General features: G+C 37.9%; 11 protein-coding genes and 1 tRNA gene. All 12 read left to right on the top strand.

Annotated features, from left to right (window positions below; genetic code table 11):
- The first annotated feature begins 91 nt into the window (after nucleotides 1-91).
- The 12 genes from leuS (at nucleotide 92) to BM143_RS16670 (ending at nucleotide 13469) form a co-directional block, all read left to right on the top strand.
- A complete protein-coding gene (leuS, locus tag BM143_RS16725; RefSeq protein ID WP_090025676.1) occupies nucleotides 92-2905 on the top strand; it encodes a leucine--tRNA ligase in 2814 nt (937 codons plus the stop codon).
- A 240-nt stretch (nucleotides 2906-3145) separates the two neighbouring features.
- Nucleotides 3146-4009 carry a MotA/TolQ/ExbB proton channel family protein gene (locus BM143_RS16720; protein ID WP_034723277.1) on the top strand — a complete coding sequence of 288 codons (864 nt, stop codon included), beginning with the start codon at nucleotides 3146-3148 and terminating at the stop codon, nucleotides 4007-4009.
- A 68-nt stretch (nucleotides 4010-4077) separates the two neighbouring features.
- A complete protein-coding gene (locus BM143_RS16715) occupies nucleotides 4078-4680 on the top strand; it encodes an ExbD/TolR family protein (RefSeq protein WP_034701908.1) in 603 nt (200 codons plus the stop codon).
- A 15-nt stretch (nucleotides 4681-4695) separates the two neighbouring features.
- A complete protein-coding gene (locus tag BM143_RS16710) occupies nucleotides 4696-5268 on the top strand; it encodes an ExbD/TolR family protein (RefSeq protein WP_090025673.1) in 573 nt (190 codons plus the stop codon).
- Nucleotides 5269-5291: 23 nt separating this feature from the next.
- Entirely contained in the window at nucleotides 5292-6131 is an 840-nt protein-coding gene (locus BM143_RS16705; RefSeq protein ID WP_034723281.1) for an energy transducer TonB, read from the top strand.
- Nucleotides 6132-6207: 76 nt separating this feature from the next.
- Entirely contained in the window at nucleotides 6208-6405 is a 198-nt protein-coding gene (locus tag BM143_RS16700; protein ID WP_081987447.1) for a DUF308 domain-containing protein, read from the top strand.
- Nucleotides 6395-7267: a PstS family phosphate ABC transporter substrate-binding protein gene (locus BM143_RS16695; protein WP_090025671.1), complete on the top strand. Its 873-nt coding sequence runs from the start codon at nucleotides 6395-6397 to the stop codon at nucleotides 7265-7267. Before BM143_RS16700 ends, BM143_RS16695 begins: the two co-directional genes overlap by 11 nt.
- Nucleotides 7268-7358: 91 nt before the next feature.
- Entirely contained in the window at nucleotides 7359-9008 is a 1650-nt protein-coding gene (locus tag BM143_RS16690; RefSeq protein WP_090025669.1) for a tetratricopeptide repeat protein, read from the top strand.
- Between the two features lie 82 nt (nucleotides 9009-9090).
- Nucleotides 9091-9810, top strand: coding sequence for a bacillithiol biosynthesis deacetylase BshB1 (bshB1, locus tag BM143_RS16685; protein WP_090025667.1), 720 nt, complete (start codon nucleotides 9091-9093; stop codon nucleotides 9808-9810).
- Between the two features lie 35 nt (nucleotides 9811-9845).
- A tRNA-His gene (locus BM143_RS16680) sits at nucleotides 9846-9921 on the top strand.
- A 601-nt stretch (nucleotides 9922-10522) separates the two neighbouring features.
- Complete coding sequence (locus BM143_RS16675) at nucleotides 10523-12760, top strand: RCC1 domain-containing protein (protein WP_167375305.1); 2238 nt, start codon at nucleotides 10523-10525, stop codon at nucleotides 12758-12760.
- A 274-nt stretch (nucleotides 12761-13034) separates the two neighbouring features.
- Nucleotides 13035-13469, top strand: coding sequence for a hypothetical protein (locus tag BM143_RS16670; protein WP_090025663.1), 435 nt, complete (start codon nucleotides 13035-13037; stop codon nucleotides 13467-13469).
- Nucleotides 13470-13481: the final 12 nt, after the last annotated feature.

Raw genomic sequence — 13481 nt, 5'->3', positions numbered from 1 at the left:
TATTTCTTTTAAAATCATTATTTTTGTGAAAATTAGAATGGGAGTTGAAAAATGTAACATCTAATATCTAACATCTAATATTTATAATAAAGTGTTTTACGATCATCAGCAGATAGAAAAAAAGTGGCAGAAGTACTGGGAAGAAAACCAGACCTACAAAACCTCCAATAACACGGACAAACCTAAATTTTATGTTCTCGATATGTTTCCGTATCCATCCGGAGCAGGGCTTCACGTGGGGCACCCGCTTGGATATATTGCGTCAGATATTTACGCGAGATATAAAAGACACCAGGGTTTCAATGTCCTCCACCCGGTAGGTTATGACAGCTTCGGACTTCCTGCTGAGCAGTATGCGATCCAGACTGGGCAGCATCCGGCGATCACCACTGAGGAAAATATCAACAGATATGAAGAGCAGCTGAAAAAGATCGGCTTTTCATTCGACTGGAGCAGAGAAGTGAGAACTTCAGATGCATCTTATTATAAATGGACGCAGTGGATCTTTATCGAGCTGTATCATTCATGGTACAATAAAAGTACCGATAAGGCAGAACCTATCCAGACTTTGATTCAGCATTTTGAAGAAAAAGGAACCGAAGGATTAAATGCCAACCAAAACGACGAATTAAATTTCACGGCAGAAGAATGGAAAGATTCTTCAGACCTTGATAAAGAAGATATCCTTTTAAATTACCGTCTTGCGTTCAGAGCAGAGACTACCGTAAACTGGTGTCCGGCTTTGGGGACTGTGTTGGCGAATGATGAGGTGAAGGACGGAAAATCCGAAAGAGGAGGATTCCCTGTATTCCAAAAGAAAATGATGCAGTGGAGCATGAGAATCTCAGCCTACTCTGAAAGATTATTACAGGGATTAAATACGCTGGACTGGCCGCAGCCTCTTAAAGATGCGCAGGAATACTGGATTGGAAAATCCCAGGGAGCACAGGTTCAGTTCCAGGTAGAAGGTCATGACGAAATCGTTGAAGTGTTTACAACAAGACCTGATACTATTTTCGGGGCAACATTTATGGTGCTGGCTCCTGAAAATCCTCTAGTAGATACTATTACTACGGAAGCTCAGAAAGCAGAAGTAGATTCTTATATTGAAGAAACGTCTAAGAAAACGGAAAGAGACAGAATGGCTGACGTGAAAAACGTGAGCGGTGCTTTTACGGGAAGTTATGCTGTTAATCCTTTCAGCGGCGAGAAAATGCCGATTTATATTTCAGATTATGTATTGATGGGGTATGGAACAGGTGCTGTAATGGCCGTTCCTGCACATGACGAACGTGATCACAGATTTGCAAAGAAATTTAACCTTGATATTAAAAAGGTAGTCGATACCGATGAAGATGTTCAGGAAAAATCTTTCGACTCTAAAGATTCGGTGTGTGTAAACTCTGATTTCTTAAACGGATTGAATTATAATGATGCCAAATCCAAAATCATTTCTGAAATCGAAAATAAAGGAATTGGCCACGGAACTACGAACTACAGACAGCGTGATGCCATTTTCTCAAGACAGCGTTACTGGGGAGAACCTGTTCCTATATATTATAAGGAAGGAATGCCTTACACACTTCCGGTTTCTGCGTTGCCGTTGGAACTTCCAGAAGTTGAAAAATATTTACCGACTGAAGATGGTGATCCGCCATTAGGAAACGCGAAAGTATTTGCGTGGGATGAAGCCAATCAAAAAGTGGTTTCCGTAGATCTGATTGATGATAACACGGTATTCCCGTTAGAATTATCTACCATGCCGGGTTGGGCAGGAAGCTCATGGTATTTCCTTAGATATATGGATCCTTCCAATGATGAGGTTTTTGCTAATAAAGAATTGTCAGATTATTGGGGACAGGTAGATTTATACATCGGAGGAAGCGAGCACGCAACCGGTCACTTATTGTATTCCCGTTTCTGGAATATGTTCTTAAAGGACAGAGGTTATATTACTCATGATGAACCTTTCCAAAAATTGATCAACCAGGGGATGATTTTGGGGATGAGTGCATTTGTATACAGAATTGACGGAACGAACCAATATGTTTCAAAAAATCTTTCTGAAAATTATAAGACGCAGAAGATTCACGTTGACGTATCCTTATTAAAAGGAACCTCAGATGAATTAGATACGGAAGCTTTCAAAGCATGGAGACCTGACTATGCTGATGCTGAATTTATTTTAGAGGACGGAAAATACATCACAGACCGTGAGGTAGAAAAAATGTCCAAGTCTAAATATAATGTGGTTAATCCTGACGATATCTGTGAGGAATACGGAGCAGACGGATTAAGATTATATGAAATGTTCTTAGGTCCATTGGAGCAGTCCAAGCCTTGGAACACACAGGGATTAAGCGGAGTTTACGGTTTCCTTAAGAAATTCTGGAACCTGTATTTCAACGGAGATACTTTTGAGGTTTCTGATGAAGAGCCTACAAAAGCAGAATACAAAGTTTTGCATACCTTAATAAAGAAGGTGGTATACGACATTGAGAACTTTTCATTCAATACATCTGTATCATCATTTATGATCGCTGTTAATGAGCTTCAAAAAATAAAATGCAACAAACGCAATATTTTGGAACCCTTAGCCGTTATCATCTCTCCGTATGCACCGCACATCTGTGAAGAGCTTTGGAGTCTGTTGGGGAATAAGGAATCTGTGGAATTTGAGAAATTCCCGGTGTTGAACGAAGATTATCTGGTAGAAGACGAAATCGAGTATCCGGTAAGCGTAAACGGTAAAATGAAGTTCAAAATTTCTCTTTCAGCTCAGTTATCTGCGAAGGAGGTAGAAGATTTGGTGATTTCTGATGAAAAAATGCAGCCTATTTTGGAAGGTAAAACTCCTAAAAAAATCATCGTAGTGCATCACCGTATTGTGAATATCGTAATTTAAAAAAAAGTTAACATTGGCAAATTAAAAAAAATGAGGGTCTTATTTTTTTAAATTTCTAACTCAAATGTTAAAATTGAGGAAAATAAATAAAATAATTAAAAATAATTATTATATCGAAATCGTATTAAAATTTCTTTATCAGAAAAATGCAAAATGTTTATTTAAGACTCTTGCATTTTAATTAATTTTGCCTTTAATTTACACCTTGTAAAATTTTAAAACAATATAATTTAGTTAAATATGGAAATGAATGTTTCAAAAAATGATGAGCAAGTAGTTGCTAGAAAAGCAGGAGGTTTAAACCCGGCTGTTATTATTCCTATTTTATTCGTTATAGGAGTTTGTATTTATTTATTTGTTCTTGGGAACCCAGGAAACTTTAAAGACGCAGAAAAACTAGGTGGTGGATCTGTAGCTTTCTCTAGTGTTGAAGGAAAAGACATTCACCCAGAATCGTTTTTAGGTATTATCTACAAAGGAGGGGTTATCGTACCAATCTTGATTACTTTCATGATTACTGTAATCGTTTTCTCTTTTGAAAGATATTTCGTACTAGGTAAGGCTGCTGGAAAAGGTAACTTAGACAACTTCGTAGTACAAGTAAGAAGCTTATTGAATCAAAACAAAATTGATGAAGCTTTAGAAGAGTGTGACAGACAACAAGGATCTGTAGGTAACGTAGTAAAAGAAGGTCTTACTACTTACAAAGCACTTTCTCACGATACTACTTTAAATAAAGAGCAAAAAATGGTAGCTCTTAACAAAGCTATCGAAGAGGCTACGACTCTTGAAATGCCAATGCTTGAAAAGAACATGATGATTCTTTCTACATTAGGTACTGTAGCTACATTGATCGCACTTTTAGGAACTGTAATCGGGATGATCAAAGCATTCTTCGCATTAGGTTCAGGTGGTGGTACTCCAGATGCTGCTGCACTTTCTACAGGTATCTCTGAGGCCTTGATCAACACGGCATTAGGTATTGGTACTTCAGCTATCGCGATTATCCTTTATAACTTCTTTACATCTAAAATTGACGGATTAACTTATAAGATCGACGAGATCGCTATGAGCATCCAGCAGTCTTTTGCTGAATTCAACTAAGAATTGAATTTGTAGCAAGGAATTTGCATTCCAATTAAAAGAAGTTTAATTTAAAATAATTCAAAACAATGGCGAGAGTCAAACCAAAAAGACATGGAGTAGTGACGGATATGACGGCAATGTGTGACGTTGCCTTCCTACTACTTACGTTCTTTATATTGACCACTCAGTTTAAAAAACCTGACGTGGAGCAGATTAAACCGCCATCTTCAATATCAGAGAAGTTACTTCCTGATGCAAGTTTGATGACCATCAACGCGACTCCGGACGGAAAATTCTATTTCCAGCCGGTAGAAAATGCATCAGAGAGATTACAGCTTTTAGAAAAAATGGGTCAAAAGTATAATATGACTTTTACCAACCAGGAAAAAGCTGCCTTTCAAAAAGTACAAGCAATTGGGGTTCCTATGAACCAATTGAAAGGCTATCTTGATTTGTCAGATGAGGAGCAGAAAAGCTTTAAGAGTCCTACTGGGATTCCTATGGATAGTACAAATAAGCAGTTAGTAGAATGGGTAAAACAGAGTTTAAGCGTAAATCCTGATTACAAATTAGCAATCAAGGGTGACGTTACTACTGAGTATCCTAAAGTTAAAAGCCTATTTGAAGGTTTAAGAGATATTGATTTTCTTAAATTCTGGTTGATTACATCACAAGAAGGTAAACCATAATAATATCATTTAGAAATGGCAGAAGTACAAGTACAGGAAAAAGGCGGCAAAGGCGGCAAGGTACGTTCCAAGAAGCAGAATACCAGAGTAGATATGACTCCAATGGTGGACTTGGGTTTTCTATTGATTACCTTCTTTATGTTCACAACCACATTTAGCAAACCGAATGTAATGGATTTAGGGCTTCCGGCAAAACCAAAAGAGGATCAGCCGAAACCACCTCCAACAGAAATTAAACTTTCTAACTCAATTTCTTTATTACTAGGGAAAGACAATAAGATTTTCTGGCATCAGCAGGATAATTCATCTTTAAATGATCAGACTCTTAACGAAACTACTTATGATAGAGAAGGGATTAGAAAAATAATTGAGAAAGCAAAAGCAGGGGCAGCAGATAAAACAAAATTTACTGTTATTATTAAGCCTACTGACGATGCTGTATATAAGAACTTTGTAGATATTCTTGACGAAATGGCCATTACCAAAAGTGAGCAGTACGGGGTAACCGATGTGAAGCCTTGGGAAAAAGCTATTTATGATAAGAAAGTTGGGAATAATGGAGCTTCGGCTGCACCAGCTACAAAGTAATTTAACCATAAAACTGTAAATCTATGGCAGATGAAAATGTATACAATCAGAATCTTACTTTAGATGAGATTGTATTTGAAAATAGAAATAAGGAATATGGTGCCTATGATCTTAGACATCAGTATCCAAGACTTCTGACAAAATCTTTTATTGTTGGAACGGCATTATTCCTGGTTGCGGCTTTGTCTCCTTTTATTTATCTTACCATCAAGAGACTTACCGAACCGCCTAAGCAAGAAGTGAAGGCAGATTTGGTAAACATCATTGAAGAAGATCCGATCATTGACCAACCAAAAGAAGAAGAACCACCTCCACCACCTCCTCCAAAGGAAGAAGAAAAAATCGAGGTGATTCAGAACGTAGTTCCGGAGCCAGTAAAAGCTCCAAAGATTGAAACGCCACCGCCGCCAATTTCTAAGCAGTTAGAAACGACGACTGGTTTGAATAATCAGGAAGGGGTAAAAGCTCCGGCTTATACACCACCGCCACCACCGCCATCTACAGGTAACAAAGCCAGTACAGCGGAAGTAAAAACAAATAACCCTAACGAGATCTACAAAGATGTAGACCAGTCTGCAGAATATCCTGGAGGTATGGCCGCATTAAGAAAGTATCTTGGGGAAAATTTTGATACTTCTCTAATGGAAGGAGGTGAAGGTACCCTTAAGGCGAAACTTAAGTTCGTTGTAGAAAGAGACGGAACTGTTTCTGCAGTTACTATTGAAGAGAAATCTCCAAATGGCGACTTCAACAGTGAAGCTGTTCGTGTAGTTAAGAAACTTAAAAAATGGACTCCTGCGAAAAGAAACGGGGAGAGCGTTAGATCTTACTATAGCGTACCGTTTACTATGAACTTTGAATAAGACTTATTTATTCGAATTATAAATAAAAAGAGAAGCATATGCTTCTCTTTTTTATTTTTTTTGGTATTTTTGTTACATGATGTTCAATTGGTTATCCTTAGTTACCGGATTATTTTATATCGTCTTGGGAATTGTAGTTATTATCTACAAGTTTTTCTTCACGATTTTAGAGCCTGCTATTGCTTATGCGATGGGTGCAGTGCTTATTCTTTATGGAATATTTAGAATCTATAGAGCAGTTTCAAGAATTAAAGATTCAGGAAATGAGAAATAGTTTGAAAATTGCTTTGCTTTCTGTGATAAGCATCGCTGCTGTAAGCTGCAAAAAAGAAGATAAATCTCCATCCTATCATAAAGGAGACCTTACTATCCTTACCGACGAGTCTTTTAAAAGCGTTACCGAGGCTTTGGCAGACGGATATATGATCAATTATCCCGAAACTCATATCAAAATAGAAACCAAAAAAGAAGATTTAGGTTTTCTTGATTTGCTTCATGATAAGGCAAGAATAACGGTTATGTCGAGAGATCTTACCCCTGAAGAGAAAAAAGCATATGAAGAACAGGTGGATTTGAAGTTTCTTCCTGCTAAATTCGCTGCAGATGCAGTCGTTTTTGTTGTTCCAAAAGATTCTCCGAAACAGAGTATTTCCATGGATGAAATTAAAAGCGGGCTTGAATCTGATGCCAAGAATTTTATTTTCGACGGAACTAACTCGAGTAACCTGAACTTTGTCGCCCAAAAACTGAAGAAACAACCGAAAGACCTTAAATTCTCCATTATTCCGGGAAGCCAGAATATCATTGAAGAATTGGGTAAACATACTGATAAAATCGGAGTTATCGGCCTGAATACGTTCAGCCGACCTTACGATAAGACTTCAGAAAAACTCAGAGAAATAGTGAAAGTTCTGCCTGTAGAAGATAAAGGAAAATTGTACAGCGTGGATAATGAAAGTCTACGTCAGATGACCTATCCGTTTACCAGAGTTCTTTATTTCTTAACCAATGAAGGAAACTTTAATATCGCTAATGGATTTATCAGATATTCATGTACACAATTGGGGCAGATGATTGTAGAAAAAGAAGGTCTGCAGCCCTATAATATATACAAAAGAGAGGTTCAGATGCGTTAAAAAATATTAAAATAGCATTTTAACTTTTGCAAAAACTTTGTTTTGGTCTGAAAATTGTGGAGCTTATAACTCAAAATATAGAAAATATAAAATGAAAGATATAATGATTATGAATGTAAAGAAAATTGCTTTTGGAGCAGCCGTGGTATTTTTTGCCGGTTTAGCCTCTGCACAGACGTTGCAGGATGGTATTAACAGTATAGACAGTGATAAATACGCACAGGCTAAAACCAATTTTACTGAAATGGTTGCCAAAGCACCTACAGCAGAAAATTACTTCTATTTAGGGAATACTTACCTTAAGCAGGGTGAACCTGATTATGCTAAAGCTGTTGAAAGCTTTAACAAAGGTTTAGCTGCTGATAGCAAAAGCTACCTGAACAAAATCGGTTTGGCTACCGTAAAGTTAGGGAAAGGGGATAAAAGCGCAATTGCTGAAATTCAGAAGATTGTGGCAGATTCCAGAGAAAAAGATGCAGAAGTATTATTCAGAGCTGCTGAAGCTTTAACTTTATTCGAAAAAAATAACGCTCCTGATGCAGCGATCCAATTCCTGACAAAAGCTGTTGAAAAAGCTGAGAAAAAAGGAGTTCCTGCTCATTACTATTATACACTTGGGGATGCTTACAGAATCAAAAGAGCTCCGGGTGAAGCGATGTCTGCTTATGACAAAGCGTTACCTTTAGCTAAAAATAAAGCATCTGTTTATACAAGAATGGCTACTTTATGGATGGCTGCACAACAATGGCAGCAAGCTAAACAAAGTATTGACAAAGCTATTGGGGTAGACGCAACTTATGCACCGGCATACAAAGCTCTGGCTTCTTATGATATCAGATACCAGCAGAATGCAAAGGCAACACAAGACCTTATCAACTATACAAAATATGCTGATGAGGATCCATATACTCAGTTAGAAATTGCTAAATTATATTTCACCAATGAAGATTATGCAAACTCTAAAACTGTACTGGACAAGATCTTTGATAAAATTGATGATCCTATCAAGTTTAAATTAAGAGCTTACCAGTCTTATGCTGATGGAAACTACGCAGACGCAAAGCAGAACATGGATACTTTTGTATCTCAGGCTGAGAAAACAAGAATACAGCCGGCTGACCAAGGACTTCAGGGACTTATCGCAGCAGGTTTAGCTAAAACTGAAACGGATGCAGCTAAAAAAACAGCTTTAACTACAGAAGCTCAGCAGAAAATTGCTATTGCTAAAGCGGCTAAAGATGAAACCATGAAGTGGGATATTGAACTTGCCAATATTGCGGGTGGTGGAGCTTCTCAGGCTGAAGCGGAAAAAGGACCTACAACTCCTGAGATTGAAGCATTGAAGAAAAAAGTAGCGGCTAATAAAGAAGATTCTGACTCTCTGTTTAAATTAGCAACAGCTTACCAGGATGTGAAAAACTGGAACGGAGCTATTCTTACATGGCAGAAAATGAGTGCACTTCTTCCGGATTGGGCACCAGCTTATTACAGCCAGGGGTATTCTTACCAACAGGCAGGAAACAATGATGCTGCAAAATTAGCATACGAAAAATTCATCAGTACGGTGAAGCCTGCAGATGCGGAAGCTAACAAACAAACTTTAGCATATGCTTACTTCGCGGTAGCGTATATGAATAAAGATTCTGATGCTGCAAAAGCTAAAGATTATGTAGCTAAATCTTTACAGCTTGATCCTACTTACCAGGATGCTGTAAAATTGAACGCAGAAATCAATAAGTAATTTAAATTTTAAATTATAGATATTAAAACTTCCCATTCTCAATGTTTGGGAAGTTTTTATTTTAAGCCTTATATTTGAACCTATGAAAACAGACATACTTGCTTTTGGAGCTCATCCTGATGATGTAGAACTGGGTTGCGGCGGAACAATAGCCAAAATGATTTCGGAAGGAAAAATATGTGCCATTGTAGATCTTACCAGGGGAGAACTCGGAACCAGAGGAACCGATGAAACCAGAAGAATGGAGGCCGCTGAATCCGCAAAGATTCTTGGCGTGTCTGCAAGAGAAAACTTAGGCATGAAAGATGGCTTTTTAGTCAATTCTGAAGAATATCAGATGGAGATCGTAAAAATGATCCGTAAATACCGCCCGGAAATCGTCTTGGCCAATGCAATTGATGACAGACATCCGGATCATGCAAAAGGTGCGAAATTAGTGTCAGATGCGTGCTTCCTTGCCGGACTGAGAAAAATCGAGACCCATTTGGATGGCGAAAACCAGGACGTATGGAGACCGAAGCATATTTTTCATTACATTCAGTGGAAAGATATTAAACCTGAGTTTGTAATCGATATATCTCAGCATCTTGATAAGAAGATTGAAGCATGCATGGCCTTCAAAACGCAGTTTTATGATCCAACATCCAGTGAACCGGTTACTCCGATTGCCACAAAAGACTTCTTTGAAAGCCTGACCTACCGTGCTCAGGATTTGGGACGTTTGTCGGGAGTGACTTATGCTGAGGGATTTACGTCTGAGAAGCTCATTGCGATGAAAAATTTTGACGGAATTGTTTGGTAATTAAAAAATCTTCCCTATATTTGCACTCACAAAACGGTGATTGTAGCTCAGTTGGTTAGAGCGTCGGATTGTGGTTCCGAAGGTCGGGGGTTCGAGACCCCTCATTCACCCAAGAAAAGTACACTATTACAGTGTACTTTTTTTATTTCTATACATTTTCAATGCTAAATTAATAAACACCATTTGGTGTGTAAATTCTCAATTGACTGTTTGATACTCCGTAAGAAAAGTATATTTTTGCAGTTCAAAACATAAAAAGTCATCATGACGATACATGTTTAGAGCAAAAACTATAACCTTAACTTAAAAACATTAAACCATGAGAATGAGAAAAATTATCCTGAATTTATTCTGTTAATTCATCGATACTGATTGTTTCCGGAAACCTGGAACGAAAGTAAATCCTCAAAACTTCTTTACAAGTGCAGGTTGTGGAATCAACACACTTAATTAGATTATTTCTCGTAACGGGATATAATCTAATCATATTGGATAAACTTCAAATCTTTTACTGGTAACAATGCAGTATTATTTAACAGGCCAAGTACTTTTTAAAATCAAAACCAGCCTTTTTCATCAACGAGTGTGATTTAGAAAAGTTTTCATTTCATATGGAGTTCAGAAACCATTTAAACGAAGCGGAACCGAAAAGCTAAACGAGTAGGGAAACATTATGAAACTAAACATGAAGAGAATTATTTTATTAAAAACCATGAAAAAACTCTACTTTTTATTCTTAATCCTCAGTTCAATTTCTGCATTCGCACAAACGTATAGTTACACAACATACAATACTTCGAATTCAGAAATAGGGAGCAATTATATTGCTGATATTAAAGCTGATGCCAATGGATTGTTATGGCTTGCCACTTATAACGGCGTTTCAACTTTTAACGGAACAACTTTTACCAATTATAATACGACCAATTCCGGTATTGCATCCAATTCAATTATAAAAATTCAAATTGATGGCCTGGGCAGAAAATGGATTGCCTCTCAACTTAATGGGATTATTATGTATAACGGAACGACTTGGACTAATTATACAACCTCCAATTCAGGTTTGCCCACTAATGAAATTAATGATATAGCTGTTGACGGACAAAATAACCTTTGGATTGCAACAGACTCAGGTCTTACAAAATTCAATGGTACAACATGGTCTAATTATACCTCTGTGACAAGTCTGAATTCTGTAGCAACAGACACTAATAACGGAGTTTGGGTTACCAATGGCGGTGTATTGTATAAATTTAATGGAACTGATTTTAATTTTATAGCGCAAGGAACTCAAAAAATATTGAGAATTGCCAACAATACGATCTATTTGCAAGGTTCTGACAGTTTAGTTACGATAACAACGAGCGGAACTAACCTTGCGTTTATCTATCAAAGCACTTCTTGTCTTGCAGGATACAATCCTAACGCCGTGGATGTTGACAGTAACAGCAAAGTGTGGATTGGATTTAACGGATCAGGGTTGCAAAACTTTACGGATTGCACCACTTACACGAGAAATAATACAAATCTTGGTCTGCCTGATGACTATTTCAGTGCCGTCCGTACACAATCTTCAGGGACTATCTGGCTGGGAACATTACAGCTTGGTTTAGTGAAAATGTCTCCAAGTGCCGGTCTGCCAGGTTGTTTTCAAAAAGTGAATGCAGGGAGCCTGCATAGTGTAGCTATAAAAACAGACGGAACATTATGGGCTTGGGGAATTAATACTTCAGGACAGTTAGGAAATGGGACAACCACTAACAGGTCAACCCCAAAACAAGTAGGAACGGCTAATAACTGGAAAGAAATTGCTGGTGGAAGCAACCATACCATTGCTCAGAAAACAGATGGAACGCTTTGGGCCTGGGGAGCTAATTCTGGTCAATTGGGTAATGGGACAAATACAGAGCAACATACCCCGGTACAAGTAGGAACTGCTACAGACTGGAAAACTTTTGATACCGGAATGTATCATACGGTAGCAATAAAAAATAACGGAACACTATGGGCCTGGGGACTCAATCCTTATGGCCAGTTAGGTACTGGTAACACGACTACCAGTTTAGTGCCGGTTCAGATAGGAACTGCTACCAATTGGTTGGCTGTTCAATGTGGACAGGATTTTACTATTGCATTAAAAACAGACGGAACCCTTTGGGCCTGGGGTAGCAATACTTATGGAACAATCGGAGATGCTACTAATACCAACAGGTTGATCCCTACTCAGGTTGGAACTGCCAGCAACTGGCAAAGTCTTGGTGTTGGAACGCTTCATGTCGCTGCACTGAAAACAGACGGAACCCTTTGGACGTGGGGGTATAATGCCAATGGACAATTGGGAGATGGAACAACGGCAAATAAAAATATTCCAACACAAATCGGAACTGCCACTAACTGGCAGACCGTTGCTTCGGGAGGAAATCATACTCTTGCTATAAAATCAAACGGAACACTGTGGACATGGGGAAGAAATCAATATGGTCAGTTAGGAAACGGATCGACGACGAACACCAGCGTTCCTGCACAATTGGGCAGTCTTACGACCTGGAAAGCTATTGCTGCTGGAATATCACATACTTTTGCCTTAAAGAGTGATGGAACGGTCAGCACATGGGGGTTAAACCTTTATGGTCAATTAGGTGATGGTTCTACTATTGATAAAAATGTTCCGACAGCTATTGCCTGTCCAACTTTAGGGGTAGATGACTTTACAGTATCAAAGAATTCTCTAAAGACATATCCGAACCCGGTGAATGACAAGCTTATTATTTCGTTTGATCAGAAGATATCTTTGGTATCGGTTTATAATCTATTAGGTCAGGAGGTGTTGAGCAAAACAATAAATGCTAATGAAGGCACATTAGACTTTTCCGGCTTAGCATCAGGAGTTTATTTGGTTAAGGTCAATTCAAATGATGAGACTAAGACATTGAAAGTCATTAAAAAATAAAAGATATCAAAAATTAGATCAATGAACTGCTTATTCATACGATCTGGTTTTTGACTATGATTCATAAAAAAGTACACTTTAAAAGGTGTGCTTTTTTATTTTATGCCATTCCTGAAATTTCATTTTCAATCATCTTATCTTCTAAAAACATCTACATTTAAGTCAAAAAAATGTAATTTTTTCGGATTGATGATTTAATTCATACCCTTTCTTCAAGGTCTTAAAACAGTCTCCGTTAAAAATTTCCCTATATTTATTGATATCAACTTCACATATGGAAATAAAGGTAACGGTAAAGCAATTAGGCAGGAAACATCCTGTTCTTTCGGAGCAGAAGCTTGAAATCAGATATGATGATTCCAGAATATCTTTGGAGGATTTATTAAAACTAATTGTTCAGCAGCAGGTGGAAGCATTCAATGCTCAATCATTTGAATTGGAAGATACAGATTACACGAAAATACCTTCGGAAAATTATCTGAATATTCTTACAGACACCGGTAAGGCAGGCTTCGGAAGTATTTATAATGAGAAGAAAGCTAATCTTCAGAAGGCACAGGAAAATGCGACGCAGGCTTTCGAAGACGGAATGTTTGCCGTATTTTATAATGACGGGCAGCTGGAACACCTTTCCGAAACAATAGACCTAGGGCTAGAACACACATTCACTTTTATCCGGCTTACCTTTCTAGCAGGAAGTTACTGGTAATTAAAAACACTG

Origin of the sequence: Chryseobacterium oleae (assembly GCF_900115055.1) — a bacterium.
Lineage (GTDB): Bacteria > Bacteroidota > Bacteroidia > Flavobacteriales > Weeksellaceae > Chryseobacterium > Chryseobacterium oleae.
This window is presented reverse-complemented; position numbering and strand designations above follow the sequence as displayed.

What these genes read in the sequence shown, in the direction of transcription:
- BM143_RS16675 (WP_167375305.1), top strand. Translation starts at nt 10,523, where the DNA reads ATGAAAAAACTCTACTTTTTATTCTTAATCCTCAGTTCAATTTCTGCA.
- BM143_RS16690 (WP_090025669.1), top strand. Translation starts at nt 7,359, where the DNA reads ATGAAAGATATAATGATTATGAATGTAAAGAAAATTGCTTTTGGAGCA.
- BM143_RS16720 (WP_034723277.1), top strand. Translation starts at nt 3,146, where the DNA reads ATGGAAATGAATGTTTCAAAAAATGATGAGCAAGTAGTTGCTAGAAAA.
- BM143_RS16715 (WP_034701908.1), top strand. Translation starts at nt 4,078, where the DNA reads ATGGCGAGAGTCAAACCAAAAAGACATGGAGTAGTGACGGATATGACG.
- BM143_RS16695 (WP_090025671.1), top strand. Translation starts at nt 6,395, where the DNA reads ATGAGAAATAGTTTGAAAATTGCTTTGCTTTCTGTGATAAGCATCGCT.
- bshB1 (WP_090025667.1), top strand. Translation starts at nt 9,091, where the DNA reads ATGAAAACAGACATACTTGCTTTTGGAGCTCATCCTGATGATGTAGAA.
- BM143_RS16705 (WP_034723281.1), top strand. Translation starts at nt 5,292, where the DNA reads ATGGCAGATGAAAATGTATACAATCAGAATCTTACTTTAGATGAGATT.
- BM143_RS16710 (WP_090025673.1), top strand. Translation starts at nt 4,696, where the DNA reads ATGGCAGAAGTACAAGTACAGGAAAAAGGCGGCAAAGGCGGCAAGGTA.
- BM143_RS16670 (WP_090025663.1), top strand. Translation starts at nt 13,035, where the DNA reads ATGGAAATAAAGGTAACGGTAAAGCAATTAGGCAGGAAACATCCTGTT.
- BM143_RS16700 (WP_081987447.1), top strand. Translation starts at nt 6,208, where the DNA reads ATGATGTTCAATTGGTTATCCTTAGTTACCGGATTATTTTATATCGTC.